Consider the following 15,192-nt stretch of genomic DNA (forward strand, 5'->3'; position numbering starts at 1 on the left):
CACACCCCACTCTCATTAGTGACAAGGCTGCAAGCCCTCGGCGATCAGCGCTGGCTGACCGGTCGCCTGGGCAGCATGCTGCTGGCAACCATAGGCTTGGCGCTGCTCATACCAGTCGTGGCCGCACCGCTCGACCTGCACGCACAGCTGTTGTTCTCCGCCTTTTGCCTGGCTGCCGTGCTGCTGCTGCGCAAGCGTAACCACCAATGGGTGAAGATTGGCATGATCACCCTGTCGGTGATTGCCTCGCTGCGCTACATGTACTGGCGGCTGACGTCCTCGCTGGGCTTCGAGAACCCGCTCGATGCGGTGTTCGGCTATGGCCTGCTGCTAGCCGAACTCTATGCCCTGACAGTGCTGCTGTTCGGCTACCTGCAGACCGCCTGGCCGTTGCAGCGTAAGCCATTGCCCTTACCGGCAGACCGCAGCCAGTGGCCGACGGTCGATGTCTTTATCCCGACCTATAACGAGCCGCTGGAGATCGTGCGTCTCACCGCCATCGCCGCCCACATGATCGACTGGCCGAAAGACAAGCTCCGCGTGCACGTGCTCGATGATGGCCGCCGCGACTCCTTTCGGCAGTTCTGCGAGGAAGTCGGCATCGGCTATATCGTTCGGCCGAACAATTTCCACGCCAAGGCCGGCAACCTGAACTGGGCGCTCAAGCAGACCGACGGCGAGTACGTCGCCATCTTCGACGCCGACCATGTCCCGACCCGCTCCTTTCTGCAGATCGGCATCGGCTGGTTCCTCAAGGACCCGAAGCTTGCGCTGCTGCAGACCCCACACCATTTCTTCTCGCCCGACCCGTTCGAAAAAAACCTCGACACTTTCCGCGCGGTACCTAACGAAGGCGAGCTGTTCTACGGTCTGGTACAGGACGGCAATGACCTGTGGAACGCTACTTTCTTCTGCGGCTCCTGCGCCATCCTGCGGCGCGCCCCACTGGAGGAAGTCGGCGGCGTCGCAGTGGAAACAGTCACAGAGGACGCCCATACCGCATTGAAGCTGAGCCGTCTGGGCTACAACACCGCTTATCTGGCCATCCCCCAGGCAGCGGGCCTCGCCACCGAGAGCCTGTCGGGGCATATCGGTCAGCGCATCCGCTGGGCGCGTGGCATGGCGCAAATATTCCGCACCGACAACCCATTACTCGGGCGCGGACTAAAGATTGGCCAACGCCTGTGCTACGTCAATGCCATGCTGCATTTCTTCTATGGCCTGCCGCGTCTCGTGTTCCTCACGGCCCCGCTGTCCTATCTGTTCTTTGAAGCGGAGGTGTTTCAAGCCTCGGCGTTGATGATTACAGCCTATGCGCTACCGCACATCCTGCATGCCAGCATTACCAACTCCGCGATTCAGGGCCGCTTCCGTCACTCGTTCTGGAATGAGGTATACGAGACCGTGCTGGCCTGGTACATCATGCCGCCGGTGCTGCTGGCGCTGGTCAACCCCAAGCTCGGCAAATTCAACGTCACAGCGAAGGGCGGGGTCATCGACCGAGGCTACTTCGACTGGAAGATGGCGCGTCCATACATTGTGGTGCTGGGCCTGAACCTGCTTGGTCTTGCGGTCGGGCTGGGCAAGCTGGCATTCGACGCCGATGCCAGTGCCTCCACGCTAGTCATCAACCTGGCCTGGACGCTGTACAACGTCATCATCACCAGCGCGGCAGTAGCCGTGGCCAGCGAAAGCCGCCAGATGCGCGCCGAGCCAAGGGTCAATGCCAAGATCAACGCAACCTTGGCACTGGGCGACGGCTATACCATCGCCTGCCATACGGTTGATTTCTCACAGCGCGGTATTGGCATTCAGTTGCCGGCAGGGGTAACCGTGCCGCGCGGAGCGACGGTCGACGCCTCTCTCTATCTCGATGATTACGAAACCTCGTTTCCTGCGACCGTGGTGTTCAGCCGTGACCAGACCATCGGCCTGCACTTCAACCAGCTGACCACCGCACAGCAATACGAGCTGGCCCAACTGACGTTCAGTCGCGCCGACATCTGGGCGGACGCCTGGGGCAACAGCCGGGCGGACACGCCATTGAGCGCTCTGCGCGATGTCTCGCGCGTCGGCATTCGCGGGATACGCCAACTCAACAAAGCCACTCTCGAAGAAATTCAGCTTCGCCGCGCCGAAAAGGTTTCCGGTCCGGTAATTGCCCCGAGGAACACATGAATCTCCGCAAGCAGGTCGACTTCCCGTTGCGCCGCTCCATCACCGTTCTCTTGGCCGTCATGACCAGTACGCTGGCACTGTCGACGCATGCACAGAGCGCCGATCCTGAAACCGCCGCATCCGAGTCGGTAGAGCTGAGCGCAGCGAGCAATGCCGCCAACAGTCAGCAGCTGACCCTGCGCCAGCTCGGCGCCAATTACCCGATGAACCTGCGCGGTATCGAAGGCATCGACAGCGTCAATTTTGACGTACGCGCTGACCAAGTCGTGACCGGCGCTCGTCTGCAGCTCGACTACAGCTACTCGCCTGCCCTGCTGCCAGATCTTTCGCAGCTCAATGTGTTGGTCAACGATGAGGTTGCCGCGACCCTGATGCTGCCAACCGAAAGCGCAGGCACGCGTCAGCAGCAGCTGGTGGAAATCCCACCGCACCTGATCACCGAGTTCAATCGCCTCAGCCTCCAGCTCATCGGTCATTACACCATGGCCTGCGAAGACCCCAAGCACACCAGCCTGTGGGCCAAGGTCAGCAACCGCAGCACCCTCACCATCGAGACCACACCCCTGGCGGTCCCCAACGACCTCGGTCGGCTCCCACAGCCATTCTTTGATCGCCGCGATGCCCGCGCCCTGAGTCTGCCGTTTGTGTTCATGAGCGAGCCGAACGCGACCCAACTTGAGGCTGCAGGCACGCTGTCTTCCTGGTTCGGCGCCCTGGCTAGCTATCGCACCGCCCGGTTCCCGGTGAGCATCGCCGAACTGCCTGACGCAGGCCACGCCGTTGTGCTGGCCACTGGCGCCGCTGCGGCCCAGTTACTCGGTGTAGCGGAAGTCACCAAGCCAACCCTGGCAATGACCGACAACCCCAATGACCCATACGGCAAGCTGTTGGTCGTGGCCGGTGCGGATAGCTCACAGCTTAAGGAAGCGGCATCGGTGCTGGCGCTTGGCAGCCAGACGTTGGCCGGCGAGCGATTGACCGTGGAGAACGTCGTCAGCCTCGCGCCGCGCCAGCCCTACGATGCCCCCAACTGGCTGCCCAGCGGCCGCCCGGTGAGTATCGGCGAACTGGTCGCCAACAAGGCGCTCAGTGTCTCGGGCTACGACCCAGGCACCATTTCCATTCCAGTGCGCCTGCCCCCCGACCTGTTCGGCTGGGATGAGGAAAGCCCGACGCTCAAGCTGCGCTACCGCTATACGCCCCAGCCGGTGTCGACCAACTCTTCGCTCCTGGTCAGCGCAAACGGAAAATACCTCAAGTCACTGCCACTGCCTTCAGTGGAAAGGCTTGGCGATGACCAGGGCTTGCTGGACTTGCTTAAGAGCGACGACAGCCTGCTGCGCGAGACGGATATCGACCTGCCGCTGACCAACCTCCCACTGAATTCGACCCTCGAATTCCGCTTCATGTACGACTTCATCAAGCAGGGTGAGTGCCGCGACATCATCATCGACAACATGCGCGGCAGCATCGAGCCTGACTCCTACCTGGATCTGAGCCCCTATAAGCATTTCATTGCGATGCCAAACCTCGGCGTGTTCCAAGGCAGCGGATTCCCCTTCACCCGCCTGGCCGACCTGTCGGAAACCGCTGTAGTGCTTGCATCTACCCCCTCGCAGGAAGAAATCGCCGCCTACCTGACCGTGCTCGGTCGCTTTGGCGAATCCACCGGCTACCCCGCTTCAGCGGTGCGGGTAACCGATGGTGCAGACCCTGAACAACTGCGCGACAAAGACGTCCTGATCATCTCAGGCAATGACTCGCTGCCAGTGCTGGATGCTTGGGGCGAGTATTTGCCGGCAGCGGTGAGCGGCACCACGCAGCGGTTTGAGCTGTCGGACCTGACTTGGCGCATGCGCGACTGGCTCAGTCCCGATCCGGACGTCAACCACCGCGGCGCTCGGACCAGCATTTCGCTGGCTGGCGACCGTACACGCAGTTTCTTCGCCGGCTTCGAGTCGCCCGTTAATCCAGGCCGCAGCGTTGTGGTACTGGCGAGTGCGGCCCCCGCTGCGCTGAGTGAACTGACCGATGCGCTGATCGGTGGCGAGCAGTACGAAGGCAGCATCGAGGGCAGCCTGGCAGTGGTCAACGGCAGCCGCGTCGACTCGCTGGTCGCCGAGGAAACCTACTATGTCGGCAAGCTGGGCTGGTTCAAGTACCTGCAGTGGTTGCTCTCGGGCAGTGTGATCATGATGTTGCTGGCCACCGGACTGGCCGTGGCACTGCTGAGCCTGGTGTTCTACGTAGTTCTTCGCGCCAAGGCGCGACGTCGGCTGGAAGGCTGAAGCATGCCTGGATCCGTCCACCAGTCTGTGGCCCTGGCCCTGACCATGTTGGTCATCACCCTGCCGGTAGCAATACCGGCAGGGGCGGATCAGTGCCAGCCCCAGTGGCCGATGTGGGAGCAGTTTGCCGAGCGCTGGGTGCAGGCCGACGGCAGAGTGCTCGAATCCTCCCTCGAGCCGCACCACAGCAGCTCTGAAGGCCAGTCGTACGCGTTGTTCTTTTCGCTGGTCGCAAACGATCGTGACCGGTTCGAGCGCATCTGGCGCTGGAGCGTTGAGAACCTCGCTGGCAACGACCTCGACCACCAGTTGCCGGCGTGGCTATGGGGCAAGGGCAAGGATGGCGTTTGGCAACGCCAGGACACTAACGCCGCCTCGGATGCCGACCTGTGGTTCGCCTATGCGTTGCTCGAGGCATCACGTCTTTGGGGCCGCCCCGATTACCGCGCCGAAGCCCATCAGCTCCTGGCAAACGTTATCGCCCAGGAAACCGCCGATCTGCCAGGTCTTGGCACCATGCTGCTGCCCGGCCCGGTGGGGTTCGAGCATTCCGAGGAGCGGCTCTGGCGCTTGAACCCGAGCTACCAGCCCCTGCCGCTGCTGCGCCGACTGGCCGCCGAGCAACCGGCCGGCCCCTGGTCAAACATCGCAGAGGCCAGCACCGTCGTCCTGCAACGCACGACCCCCCACGGCTTCGCCGCAGATTGGCTGAGCTATCGCGTCGACGAGACTGGGGAGGGACGCTTCGAGATCGATCCATTCAAAGGGGGCGTCGGCAGCTACGATGCCATCCGCGTGTACCTTTGGGCCGGAATGACCTCGGCAGCCGACCCACTGGCCTCACCCTCGTTGCAAGCCCTGCACGGCATGGAGCCAGCCACCCGGACCCGAGGCGTTCCGCCCGAGCACGTCGAGGTCGCCAGCGGAGAAGCCGAAGGCGATGCCCCCTTCGGCTTCTCCGCTGCCCTCGTACCCTACCTGTCCGCCAAGGGCAAGACTCGGTTGGCCGAACACCAGGCGAAGCGTGCCCGCCAAGGGCTCGAGAAGGCGCTCGCCGCCCCCGCCGATCAGGGCCCGCCGGTGTATTACAACTACATGCTCAGTTTGTTCGGCCTCGGCTGGGCTGACGGCCACTACCGGTTTGCCGCAGACGGCAACCTGCAACCTCTCTGGAACACCGCATGTTCAGATACCACGCGCTGACCCTTGGCCTGCTCGCGGCGCTCGGCCAACCGGCAGCGCTCGCGCAGAACGACCCGCAGCAGTTGCTGATCCAGCAAGGCCATTTCTGGCAGGCCAAGGAGAAGCCCGAGCGGGCCGCTGAGGCCTGGAACCGTCTGCTGGAACTGGATGCAGCTCAGGTCGACGCGCTCTACGGCCTGGGTGCCATTGCGTTGGACAAGGGCAATACAACGCAGGCGAGCCACTATCTCGAGCGGCTTCAGGCGGTCGAACCGCTGCCCCGCCAAGCGTTGCAGCTGGAGCAGGATATTCACCTCTCCAGCTCGGTCAATCGCGAGGCGCTCGAAGAGGCCCGCCTGCTGGTCGACAATGGTGAGCGGGCACAAGCCGCCCAGCACTATCGTCAGTTGCTGGGCGACCGTGAGCCGCAAGGGCTGATCGCCCGCGAGTTCTACAACAACCTCGGCTTCCTGGATAAGCACTGGACCGAGGCACGATCCGGCCTGGAGCGACTGGTACGCGAACGGCCGGACGACTCGATTGCGGCGCTGTTCCTCGCCCAGCACCTAGCCCGCCGTGAAGCGACACGCTCAGAAGGCATCCGAGCATTGGCCAAACTGACGGCGCGCGAAGATATCCAGGGCTATGCCGAAGAAGGCTGGCGCTTGGCGCTGACCTGGATCGGCGAGCCGAAGCCGGCCGATGCCCCCCTGTTTCAACAGTACCTGAAGGCCCATCCGGACGACGCCGAAATCCGCACGCTACTGGTCAAGGCCCGCCAAGCCCCGGCCAAGCCAGCCGCGTGGAAGCCCGACCCGGACGTTGCACGAGGCCTGGCCGCACTCGACCGAAAGGACCTGGCGGGCGCCGAGCAAGCCTTCGCCAAACGCCTCAAGGCCAAGCCCAACGACCCCGATGCACTCGGAGGCCTGGGCGTGGTCCGCCAGCAGCAGGACAAGCTCGAAGACGCCGAATTCCTGCTGATGAAAGCGGTGCGCCAACCGCGTGGCGGCAACTGGAGGAAAGCGCTGAACGAAGTGCGTTATTGGCGGCTGCTCGACAGTAGTCGTCAGGCCTCGGATGACACCGCCCTGGCTTTGGTGCAGCAGGCCATCGCGCTGCAACCCAACAACCCGGAAGGTCTGCGCCAGCGAGCCAACGTCCATCTAGTCGGCGGCAATTTCGTCCAGGCCGAAGCGGACTACCGGCAGGTGCTGCGACGCAAGCCCGCCGACGCTGAAGCCCAGCGCGGTCTGATCGATACCATGATGCAGTCCGGGCGCACCGAAGAAGCGCTGACCTTGATCGACCAGCTCCCCACCGAAAGCCGTGAGGCCTTGGGCAATCTCGGCGAGCTAAGGGCAAACCAGTCACTGCAGCGCGCCCGCATCGCCGAGGCCAAAGGCGATCAGGCCACCGCGCGGCGGGAGCTTGAGCAAGCCCTTCAGCACGATCCGAACAATGCCTGGGCACGCTTTGCGCTCGCGCGTATCTACCTGCAATTAGGCGCCGTTCCCGAAGCGCGGTCGCTGATCGACGGCCTACTGACATCCAACCCCGACGATCCTCAGGCACTGTATGTCAGTGCCCTGCTCTCTGCAGAACTCGGAGAATGGCAGAAGGCAGACGAAGCGCTGCGGCGAATCCCCGTATCCGCGCGCACCGCCGATATTCAGCAGCTGACCAGCGACACGACCTTTCAGCTGCAGCTGCAACAAATCAGTCAACTGTCCGCTGCCGGCCGCAAGCAGGATGCCAGGGTCTTCCTCGCGCGCACCGAACCGCTGGCGCAGGGGCGGCCCGAACGCCAGACGGCACTGGCGCAGGCCTACGCCGACGCCGGTGACCCGGTGCGGGCGATGACGATGATGCGTGATCTGCTGGCCCGCAGTCCCGGCCGCAACAATGGCCTGACATTGCAGTACATCGGCGTGCTGCTCAGCGCCGATCAGGATGCCGAAGCGGCTTCGCTGATGCGTTCACTGCAGGCCGAACCGCTTGACGCTGCACAACGCCGCCAATACGACGACCTGCTGCACATCTACCGTGTGCGCCAGGCTGACCGGCTTCGCGAAAAGGGCGATCTGGTAGCCGCTTACGACATGCTTGCACCGGCCCTGACCGCGCGCCCGCAGGATGCGCTGGCCAACTCGGCCTTGGCGCGCATGTATACCGATGGCGGTACGCCGGCCAAAGCCCTCGACCTTTACCGCCCTCTGCTGCAGCGCACCCCTGACGACGCACGGCTACAGCTAGGTGCCGCCGAAGCGGCCACCCAGACGGGTGACCACGGGTTCGCCGACCAAGCGATCCAGCAGGCGCTTCGCCTTGCCCCTGCCGACGCAGAAGTGCTCACTTCGGCGGCGAACCTCTACCGCCGCCAAGGCAAGACAAAGCAGGCCGCGGAGCTGCTCAAACGCGTGGTCGCGCAGGAGCAACGCCAGGAGCAGGCCGCCTACGCCGCCACCACGGCCCAGCGGGGCAGCACCAACCCCTTCGTTGGGCTGCCAGGCCAGACGGGACAGCGCCTGCAATCGACCGACCCGCTGGCTCCGGTGACCTCCGCGCCGGACGTATTGGCAGGCGCGACGGGCCAGCTGGACAGCCAGGCCTTTGTGGCGGGCAATCCCTTTGCCGTACCGCCAACGCCGGTCGATCCGCGTGCCAACCTGAGCCCCGCTGCCCGGGCACTGGCGGAGATAACCGAGGCACGCAGTCCCTACCTGGTGCAGGGGCTGCAGGTTTCGGGCAACGACAGTGAATCGGGCCTTGGTCGCCTGACCCGCATCGAGGCACCCGCAGAAGCCAACCTGCCCGTCGGCAACGGCCGCGTTGCGGTGCGTGTAACGCCCGTGGCACTCAATGCATCGGGCGTCGACGAAGACGCCCGCAGTCGCTTTGGCGCAGGCCCACTCGCCTCCACTGACTCGCCCGGCTCGCAGAAGGCCAGCGGCGTCGGGATCGGCGTCGCCTACACCGATGAGGGCACTGGCCTGAAGGCCGACCTCGGCACCACCCCGCTCGGCTTCCTCTACGACACCACGGTGGGAGGCGTCAGCCTCGAACGGCCGATCGGCTCGGCTGGCAACGCACACTGGAAGGCGGGCGCATCGCGCCGTGCCGTGACCGACAGCGTGCTGTCCTTCGCCGGCACCGAAGACAAGCGCACCGGCCAGCAATGGGGCGGAGTGACCGCCAATGGCATACGCGGCGAGCTTGGCTACGACGATGGCACAGTGGGCGCCTATGGCTACGCCGCCGCCCACGTGCTCAAGGGCAATAACGTCAGCGACAACAACCGTGCCGAACTCGGCGGCGGTGTGTACTGGTACCTGAATAATACAGAAGACGAGAAACTCACGCTCGGCGTCAGCAGCACCGCGTTCGGCTACTCCGAAAACCAGGGCTATTACACCTACGGCCATGGAGGCTATTTCAGCCCGCAGACGTTTTTCGCGCTGAGCCTGCCAGTGTCCTGGTCGCAGCGTTATGCCCGATTCAGCTACCACCTCAAAGGGTCGGTCGGCGTGCAGTTCATCGATCAGGATGATGCCGACTACTTCCCAAACGACCCGACTATGCAGGCCTCAGCCTCTGCCGTCCTCGGGCGACCAGCCGTGCATGCCGGCAGCAGCGAGACCAGTCTCGGCTACAGCCTGTACGGCGCCGGCGAGTACCGCATGGCTTCGAACTTTGTCCTCGGCGGACATCTTGGGCTCGACAACGCCCAGGATTATCGCCAGTGGAGCACCGGTTTGTACCTGCGTTACCTCTTTGAAGACCAGACCGGGCCAATGGCATTGCCGGTCAGCCCCTACACCTCTCCTTACGCCCACTGATTCCTCAGGAGCCACCTATGTCCGTTCTTGCCGGCCTTACCCTGCTCGTTCTCGGCGAAAGCCACATGAGCCTGCAAAATCACCTGATTGAGCCACTCAACGCTGCCCTGGTGGCCAAAGGCGCACAGGTCCATTCGATCGGTGCCTGTGGTGCCAGCGCCGCGGACTGGCTAACCACCAAGAAGGTCGATTGCGGCGCCGAACAACAGGGCAGTGGCAAGCTGCTGATCAAGGGACGCGAAGCCACTACGACTCCCATCAAGGACCTCATCGCCAAGGAAAAGCCCGACGTGGTGGTGCTGGTGATCGCCGACACCATGGCTTCCTACGACAAGTCCGCCTTTCCCAAGGCCTGGGCCTGGCAGAGCGTCACCAACCTGACCAAGGCCATCGCCGCCACCGGCACCAAGTGCGTGTGGGTCGGGCCGGCCTGGGGCAAGGAGGGTGGCATGTACAAGAAGAACGACTCGCGCACTCAGCTGATGTCGAAATTCCTCGAAGCCAACGTGGCGCCTTGCACTTACGTAGACTCGCTGAAGATGGCCAAGCCGGGGCAATGGCAGACCACGGATGGCCAGCACTTCACCGTCGCCGGCTACAAGAGCTGGGGTGCGGGCATTGCCGATGCCATCGCCAAACTGCCGTCCGAAGCCCTTGCTGCCAAAGGGGCGAAGAAATGATCCACTCGCGCCTGTTGACCGCTTTGCTGGCCGCAGCGCCGCTGTCTGCGCTGGCAGCCTCGATCCCCCTGTACCCCACCGGTCCGAGTGAAGACTCGGCCTTTCTGCGATTCGTCAACGCCTCATCCGGCACGCTGGAGCTAGTGGCCGCCGGTTCCGGGGCCACCCTGGCGCTGGACGGCGACAGCGCCGCCTCGAATTTTCTGGTGGTGCCAGCCGGCAAGCCCGTGCAGGGCACGTTGACCCGCGGTAAGCAGCAGCATGCACTGGACGTCACCGTGGAGCCCGGCGAATTCGTCACAGTAGTCGGCCTCGCAGGCCCGGGCGAGGCAATGGAAGTGCGCGTGGTCCGTGAACAGGCGGACGACTTCAGCGCGCTCAAGGCTTCACTGGCGTTCTACAACCTCGACGGCAGCTGCGAGAACGCCACCTTGAACGCCGCCGGACGCGATGTGGCGATCTTCAAGGCAGTCGAACTCGACGGTTTCCAGCGGCGGCTGATCAATCCGCTGAACCTGTCAGTGCAACTGCTGTGTGGCGGTCAGCCGGTGGGTGAGCCGCTGGCGCTCGGCCAGTTGGAAGCCGGCGAGCGCTACAGCGTCATGCTGGCGCCGTCTGCAAATGGATCTCGCCTGTTTCAGGCCAGGGACACTGTGGCCAATTGAAGAACTGACATGGTATTCGCCTCCCTTGAGTTTTTGATCTTCTTCCTGCCGGCGTTCGTGCTGATCTACAGCCTGAGCCCGGCAGGCTGGCGCAACCCGGTGTTGCTGATCGGCAGCTGGTTCTTCTATGGCTGGCTGAGCCCGATGTTCCTGCTGCTGCACATTGTGCTGACAGCCATCGCTTGGCTTGGCGGGCTGTGGATAGACCGCCTGCCCGAACAGCGCAGGACGAGGGTGCGGGTACTCGCGGCGCTCATCTTGCTGAACGTGCTGGTGCTGTGCTGGTACAAGTACGCCAATATGGTGGCCGGGCAGATCAGTGACCTTCTGATGGGCATGGGGGCGATGCCGCTAGAGTGGCAACACATTGCGCTGCCAGCAGGGCTGTCTTTCATCGTGCTGCAGGCGATTTCCTACATGGTGGACGTGCATCGCCATGTGGTCCCGGTCGAGCGCAGCTTCGTTGCTTACGCCACTTACCTATCGATGTTCGGCCACTCCATCGCGGGGCCGATCATTCGCTACAACTGGGTACGAGAGGAACTGGCACAGCGTCGCGTCACCTGGACCAACTTCGCCCTCGGCGCCCGGCGCTTCATGATTGGCATGAGCATGAAAGTGCTGGTGGCCGACAGCCTGGCACCGCTGGCCGATACCGCCTTCGCACTGGACCAGCCAAGCTTCGTCGATGCCTGGATCGGCTGCCTGGCCTATTCGATGCAGTTGTTTTTTGACTTCGCCGGCTACAGCGCCATGGCCATCGGCATCGGCCTGATGCTCGGCTTCCACTTCCCCGAGAACTTCAACCGACCCTATCTGGCGCGCAGCATCCAGGATTTCTGGCGGCGCTGGCACCTGTCGCTGTCCAGTTGGATTCGCGACTACCTGTACATTCCCATGGGCGGTAACCGGAACGGCGAGTGGATCACCTATCGCAACCTGTTCCTGACCATGGCGATCGCCGGCCTGTGGCACGGCGGCGACAGCTGGAATTTCCTGCTCTGGGGCGGATTGCATGGCCTGGCACTCTGTGCCGCGCGCGCCTGGGATCAGGCCGGACTGCGCCCCATGCCCAGCCTCCCCGCCCATGCCCTGACGCTGCTGTTCGTGGCCCTCGCCTGGACGCTGTTCCGCGCGCCGGATTTGGCCAGTGCGTTGTCCATGTACGCCGGACAGTTCGGCCTGCACAGTTTCGGTCTCGGCGACGCCCTGGCAGTGACCTTGCGACCCGCCCACGGCGTCGCCGCCATGCTCGGCGTCGTCTGCGTTATCCTGCCGATCTGGCAGACTCGTGCCGAAGCGCGCTGGAGCAACGATCGCTGGTTCCTAACGCTGGGCGCGACTTGGCCGGTCTTCGGCTTCCTGCTGTCATTCGCGCTGATTGCCAGCCGCGAAACCGTGCCCTTCCTGTATTTCCAGTTCTGAGGGCGGCCTGATGACCACTCCTTCGCTCCCTTCCTCGCCGGCACCCATTCCGCCCTCAGCGCTCAGCGTCCGCCTGAGCCCGCTGGCCGGCGTGGTGCTTGTGCTGTTCTTCGTCTGCGGCCTGCTCTCCTGCCTATGGGCGGTCTATACCGGCCGCGTCGAACTGATCGACGGCCGTCCGACCTGGGACGCGCTGCGCCATGGCGAAGTGACCCATCGCATCGCCGACGAACTCGCGAACGTGCCCTTTCCCGAGCAGGCCGCGCGCCTCGAACGTGCCGCCAGCTGGCTGCTGATCGAAGACCTCGGCCCACGAGTGCGCAAAGGGTGCGAAGGCTGGCTGTTCATCGCCGACGAGTTGAAAGTCCACCCCAAGGCTGACGCGAACGCCGCCAGCAAGGCGGAACAGGTTCACGCGGTGCGCAACTATTTGGCCCGTCGCGGCATCCAGTTGATCGTCGCCATCGTCCCGGACAAATCGCGTATCGCCCAAGAATCACTGTGCGGCATTCCCCGACCGGAGCGCTTCGAGGCTCGCATCCGGGACTGGACGGCCCAATTGGACGGCGTCCGCACCCTGGACCTTACCCCCGTGCTCTCAGTGCTGGGCCCCGAGGCCTTTCTTCGCACCGATACTCACTGGAGCGAAGCCGGTGCACAGGCCGCCGCCGCTGCATTGGCCGCAGCGGTGAAGCAAACCGGGGTGACCCCCAGTCCCGCCAAAACCCTGGTTGGTGATCCCGGTGTACCTCAGCCGCGCCCCGGTGACCTGCCGCGCCTGGCTGGCCTCGATTGGCTACCGCCGGCGCTGCAGCCCGAACAGGAAGAGGTCAGCCCCACCGACTTCGAGTCAAAGACCGAGGCCAGCGAGGCCTTCAGTGAAGACGACCTGTTCGGTGACGCGCAACTGCCTAACATTGCACTAATCGGCACCTCGTTCTCGCAGAACTCCAACTTCCAATCCTTCCTCGAACAAGCCTTGGGCGCCGGAGTGGGTAACTTCGCCAAGGAGGGCGGCGAGTTCGCTGGCGCCGCGACCCGCTACTTCGACAGCCGCGACTTCAGCGAAACACCGCCGCAGTTAGTGATCTGGGAGATACCCGAAAGGGATATTCACACGCCGCCGGCTGGCGCGATCCTGCCCGAGTAAGCGCCGAACGCGCCTAGCGCTCGACCGGCATACTCCGCGCCAGCAGCCCATGGATATCCAATCCACGCGGTAATGTGCCGAAGACCCGACCACAGCCCTGTAGACGGCTGGCGATGAACGCATCCGACACTGCGTCGTTCCCAGCCTCGAGCAGCAGCTTGGCCTGCAGCGCGACGGCGACGTCTTCGGTAAGCTGGCGGGCGCGATACTGGATATCGTCTTTGTCGCTAAACGCCCGCTGCAGGCGGTCTATGTGCGCTTTCAAATTCGCATCACCGTGACCATCACCCAGCTCGGCGAATAACACATCGAGCACACCGGCTTCCCTGGACAGGGCACGCAGAACGTCAAGGCATTGCACGTTGCCAGACCCCTCCCAAATGGAGTTCACCGGCGCCTCGCGGTAGAGCCGCGGCATGATGGTGTCCTCGACGTAACCGGCGCCGCCCAGGCACTCGCTGGCCTCGGCGATCATTTCCGGAGCGCGTTTGCAAATCCAGTATTTGCCGATCGCCGTCACCAACCGGGCAAACTTTTCTTCTTGTTCATCGAAAGGATGGTCGAGCGCACGGCCCATGCGCATGGTCAGTGCCAACGCCGCCTCACTTTCCAACGCAAGGTCCGCCAGCACGTTCTGCATTAGCGGCTGGTCAATCAGGGCACGACCGCCCACCTGACGGTGAGCACAGTGATGCAGGGCCTGTGTCAACGCCTGGCGCATCAAGGAACTGGAGCCGATCATGCAATCGAAGCGTGTCGAGGACACCATTTCGATGATGGTGGGTACACCGCGCCCTTCTTCACCGATCATCCAGGCCAAGGCACCGCGGTACTCCACTTCGCTGGAGGCGTTCGCCCAGTTACCCAGCTTGTTCTTCAGCCGCTGGATGTAGAACCCGTTACGGCTACCGTCCGGGCGATGTCGGGGCAGAAGAAAACACGACAAGCCCTTGTCGGTCTGCGCGAGTGTCAGAAAAGCATCACACATCGGCGCCGAACAGAACCATTTGTGCCCGACCAGCTCGTACGGCTGGCCAGGGCCACCGGCTCCGACCGTGTGGGCACGGGTGGTGTTGGCGCGAACATCGGTACCGCCCTGCTTTTCGGTCATGGCCATGCCAATGGTGACGCCGCTTTTCTGCTCCATCGGTAGGTTACGCGGGTCATATTGGCGACTGAGGATCTTGGGTAGCCAGACGTCGGCAAGACCAGGCTGCTGCCGTAGCGCGGGCACGCTGGCATAGGTCATGGTCAGCGGGCAGCTGCTGCCCGCTTCGGCCTGATTGTGCAAATACATCAACCCGGCACGCGCTACCTGAGCGCCGGCCTGCGGATCGGTCCAGGGCAACGACGGGATGCCATGAGCAACCGCGGTGCCCATCAACTCATGGTAAGCCGGATGAAACTCCACCAGGTCGATGCGGTGGCCGTAGCGGTCGTGGCTCTTGAAAACGGGCTTGTTTTCGTTGGCCAGAAATCCGGCGGCCATCAACGGGCCACCGGCCAATGCACCGTAAGCATCCAGGCGCGATTCGGCCCAGCCGCCGCGGTATCGCCGCACCCAATCCTGCAGCGGCAGGTCGAGACGGTACAGGTTGGCACCGTTTAGCGGCGGCACCTGATTCAGCACCTCATGGGTTTCGGCGTATTGCTGCAAGCTCATCTCGGGTCTCCTCGGCAGAAGCGGCAAGGGGCCCGACGGCATGCAACCATGGGTTAGCGATATTCACCGCTGTCACGCGAATAGATCACCGGGCCGATGCGGGTCTTGTCTGAAGGCACCCG

At 63.6% G+C, this 15,192-nt stretch carries 9 protein-coding genes; 8 read left to right on the forward strand and 1 reads right to left on the reverse strand.

Annotation, left to right across the window (positions count from 1 at the left end):
* Window positions 1-75 precede the first annotated feature (75 nt).
* From bcsA to AAGW23_RS00535, 8 genes are read left to right on the forward strand one after another with little or no spacing between them, the layout of a single operon-like run.
* Complete coding sequence (bcsA, locus tag AAGW23_RS00500; protein WP_342404929.1) at window positions 76-2,178, forward strand: UDP-forming cellulose synthase catalytic subunit; 2,103 nt, start codon at window positions 76-78, stop codon at window positions 2,176-2,178.
* Window positions 2,175-4,466 carry a cellulose biosynthesis cyclic di-GMP-binding regulatory protein BcsB gene (bcsB, locus tag AAGW23_RS00505; RefSeq protein WP_342404372.1) on the forward strand — a complete coding sequence of 764 codons (2,292 nt, stop codon included), beginning with the start codon at window positions 2,175-2,177 and terminating at the stop codon, window positions 4,464-4,466. The genes bcsA and bcsB overlap by 4 nt, the downstream gene beginning before the upstream one ends.
* Before the next feature lie 3 nt (window positions 4,467-4,469).
* On the forward strand, window positions 4,470-5,669 hold the full coding sequence (gene bcsZ / locus AAGW23_RS00510) for a cellulose synthase complex periplasmic endoglucanase BcsZ (protein ID WP_342404373.1): 1,200 nt from the start codon (window positions 4,470-4,472) through the stop codon (window positions 5,667-5,669).
* Window positions 5,648-9,487, forward strand: a complete 3,840-nt coding sequence (locus tag AAGW23_RS00515; RefSeq protein ID WP_342404374.1) for a cellulose biosynthesis protein BcsC — start codon at window positions 5,648-5,650, stop codon at window positions 9,485-9,487. Before bcsZ ends, AAGW23_RS00515 begins: the two co-directional genes overlap by 22 nt.
* 17 nt (window positions 9,488-9,504) lie before the next feature.
* Window positions 9,505-10,167 carry an SGNH/GDSL hydrolase family protein gene (locus AAGW23_RS00520; protein ID WP_342404375.1) on the forward strand — a complete coding sequence of 221 codons (663 nt, stop codon included), beginning with the start codon at window positions 9,505-9,507 and terminating at the stop codon, window positions 10,165-10,167.
* Window positions 10,164-10,832, forward strand: a complete 669-nt coding sequence (locus tag AAGW23_RS00525) for an alginate O-acetyltransferase AlgF (protein WP_342404376.1) — start codon at window positions 10,164-10,166, stop codon at window positions 10,830-10,832. The genes AAGW23_RS00520 and AAGW23_RS00525 overlap by 4 nt, the downstream gene beginning before the upstream one ends.
* A gap of 9 nt (window positions 10,833-10,841) precedes the next feature.
* Window positions 10,842-12,257, forward strand: a complete 1,416-nt coding sequence (locus AAGW23_RS00530) for an MBOAT family O-acyltransferase (protein WP_342404377.1) — start codon at window positions 10,842-10,844, stop codon at window positions 12,255-12,257.
* Window positions 12,258-12,267: 10 nt separating this feature from the next.
* Window positions 12,268-13,407, forward strand: a complete 1,140-nt coding sequence (locus AAGW23_RS00535) for an alginate O-acetyltransferase AlgX-related protein (RefSeq protein ID WP_342404379.1) — start codon at window positions 12,268-12,270, stop codon at window positions 13,405-13,407.
* 13 nt (window positions 13,408-13,420) lie between these two features.
* Here the strand turns inward: AAGW23_RS00535 and AAGW23_RS00540 are convergent, their stop codons facing one another.
* Window positions 13,421-15,070 carry an acyl-CoA dehydrogenase family protein gene (locus AAGW23_RS00540; RefSeq protein WP_342404380.1) on the reverse strand — a complete coding sequence of 550 codons (1,650 nt, stop codon included), beginning with the start codon at window positions 15,068-15,070 and terminating at the stop codon, window positions 13,421-13,423.
* Between the last annotated feature and the right edge of the window lie 122 nt (window positions 15,071-15,192).

It is taken from the genome of Stutzerimonas chloritidismutans (assembly GCF_038562055.1).
GTDB classification, from domain to species: domain Bacteria; phylum Pseudomonadota; class Gammaproteobacteria; order Pseudomonadales; family Pseudomonadaceae; genus Stutzerimonas; species Stutzerimonas chloritidismutans_A.

Coding starts and splice junctions, on each gene's coding strand:
- bcsA (WP_342404929.1), top strand. CDS start 76: ATGCTGCTGGCAACCATAGGCTTGGCGCTGCTCATACCAGTCGTGGCC.
- bcsB (WP_342404372.1), top strand. CDS start 2,175: ATGAATCTCCGCAAGCAGGTCGACTTCCCGTTGCGCCGCTCCATCACC.
- bcsZ (WP_342404373.1), top strand. CDS start 4,470: ATGCCTGGATCCGTCCACCAGTCTGTGGCCCTGGCCCTGACCATGTTG.
- AAGW23_RS00515 (WP_342404374.1), top strand. CDS start 5,648: ATGTTCAGATACCACGCGCTGACCCTTGGCCTGCTCGCGGCGCTCGGC.
- AAGW23_RS00520 (WP_342404375.1), top strand. CDS start 9,505: ATGTCCGTTCTTGCCGGCCTTACCCTGCTCGTTCTCGGCGAAAGCCAC.
- AAGW23_RS00525 (WP_342404376.1), top strand. CDS start 10,164: ATGATCCACTCGCGCCTGTTGACCGCTTTGCTGGCCGCAGCGCCGCTG.
- AAGW23_RS00530 (WP_342404377.1), top strand. CDS start 10,842: ATGGTATTCGCCTCCCTTGAGTTTTTGATCTTCTTCCTGCCGGCGTTC.
- AAGW23_RS00535 (WP_342404379.1), top strand. CDS start 12,268: ATGACCACTCCTTCGCTCCCTTCCTCGCCGGCACCCATTCCGCCCTCA.
- AAGW23_RS00540 (WP_342404380.1), bottom strand. CDS start 15,070: ATGAGCTTGCAGCAATACGCCGAAACCCATGAGGTGCTGAATCAGGTG.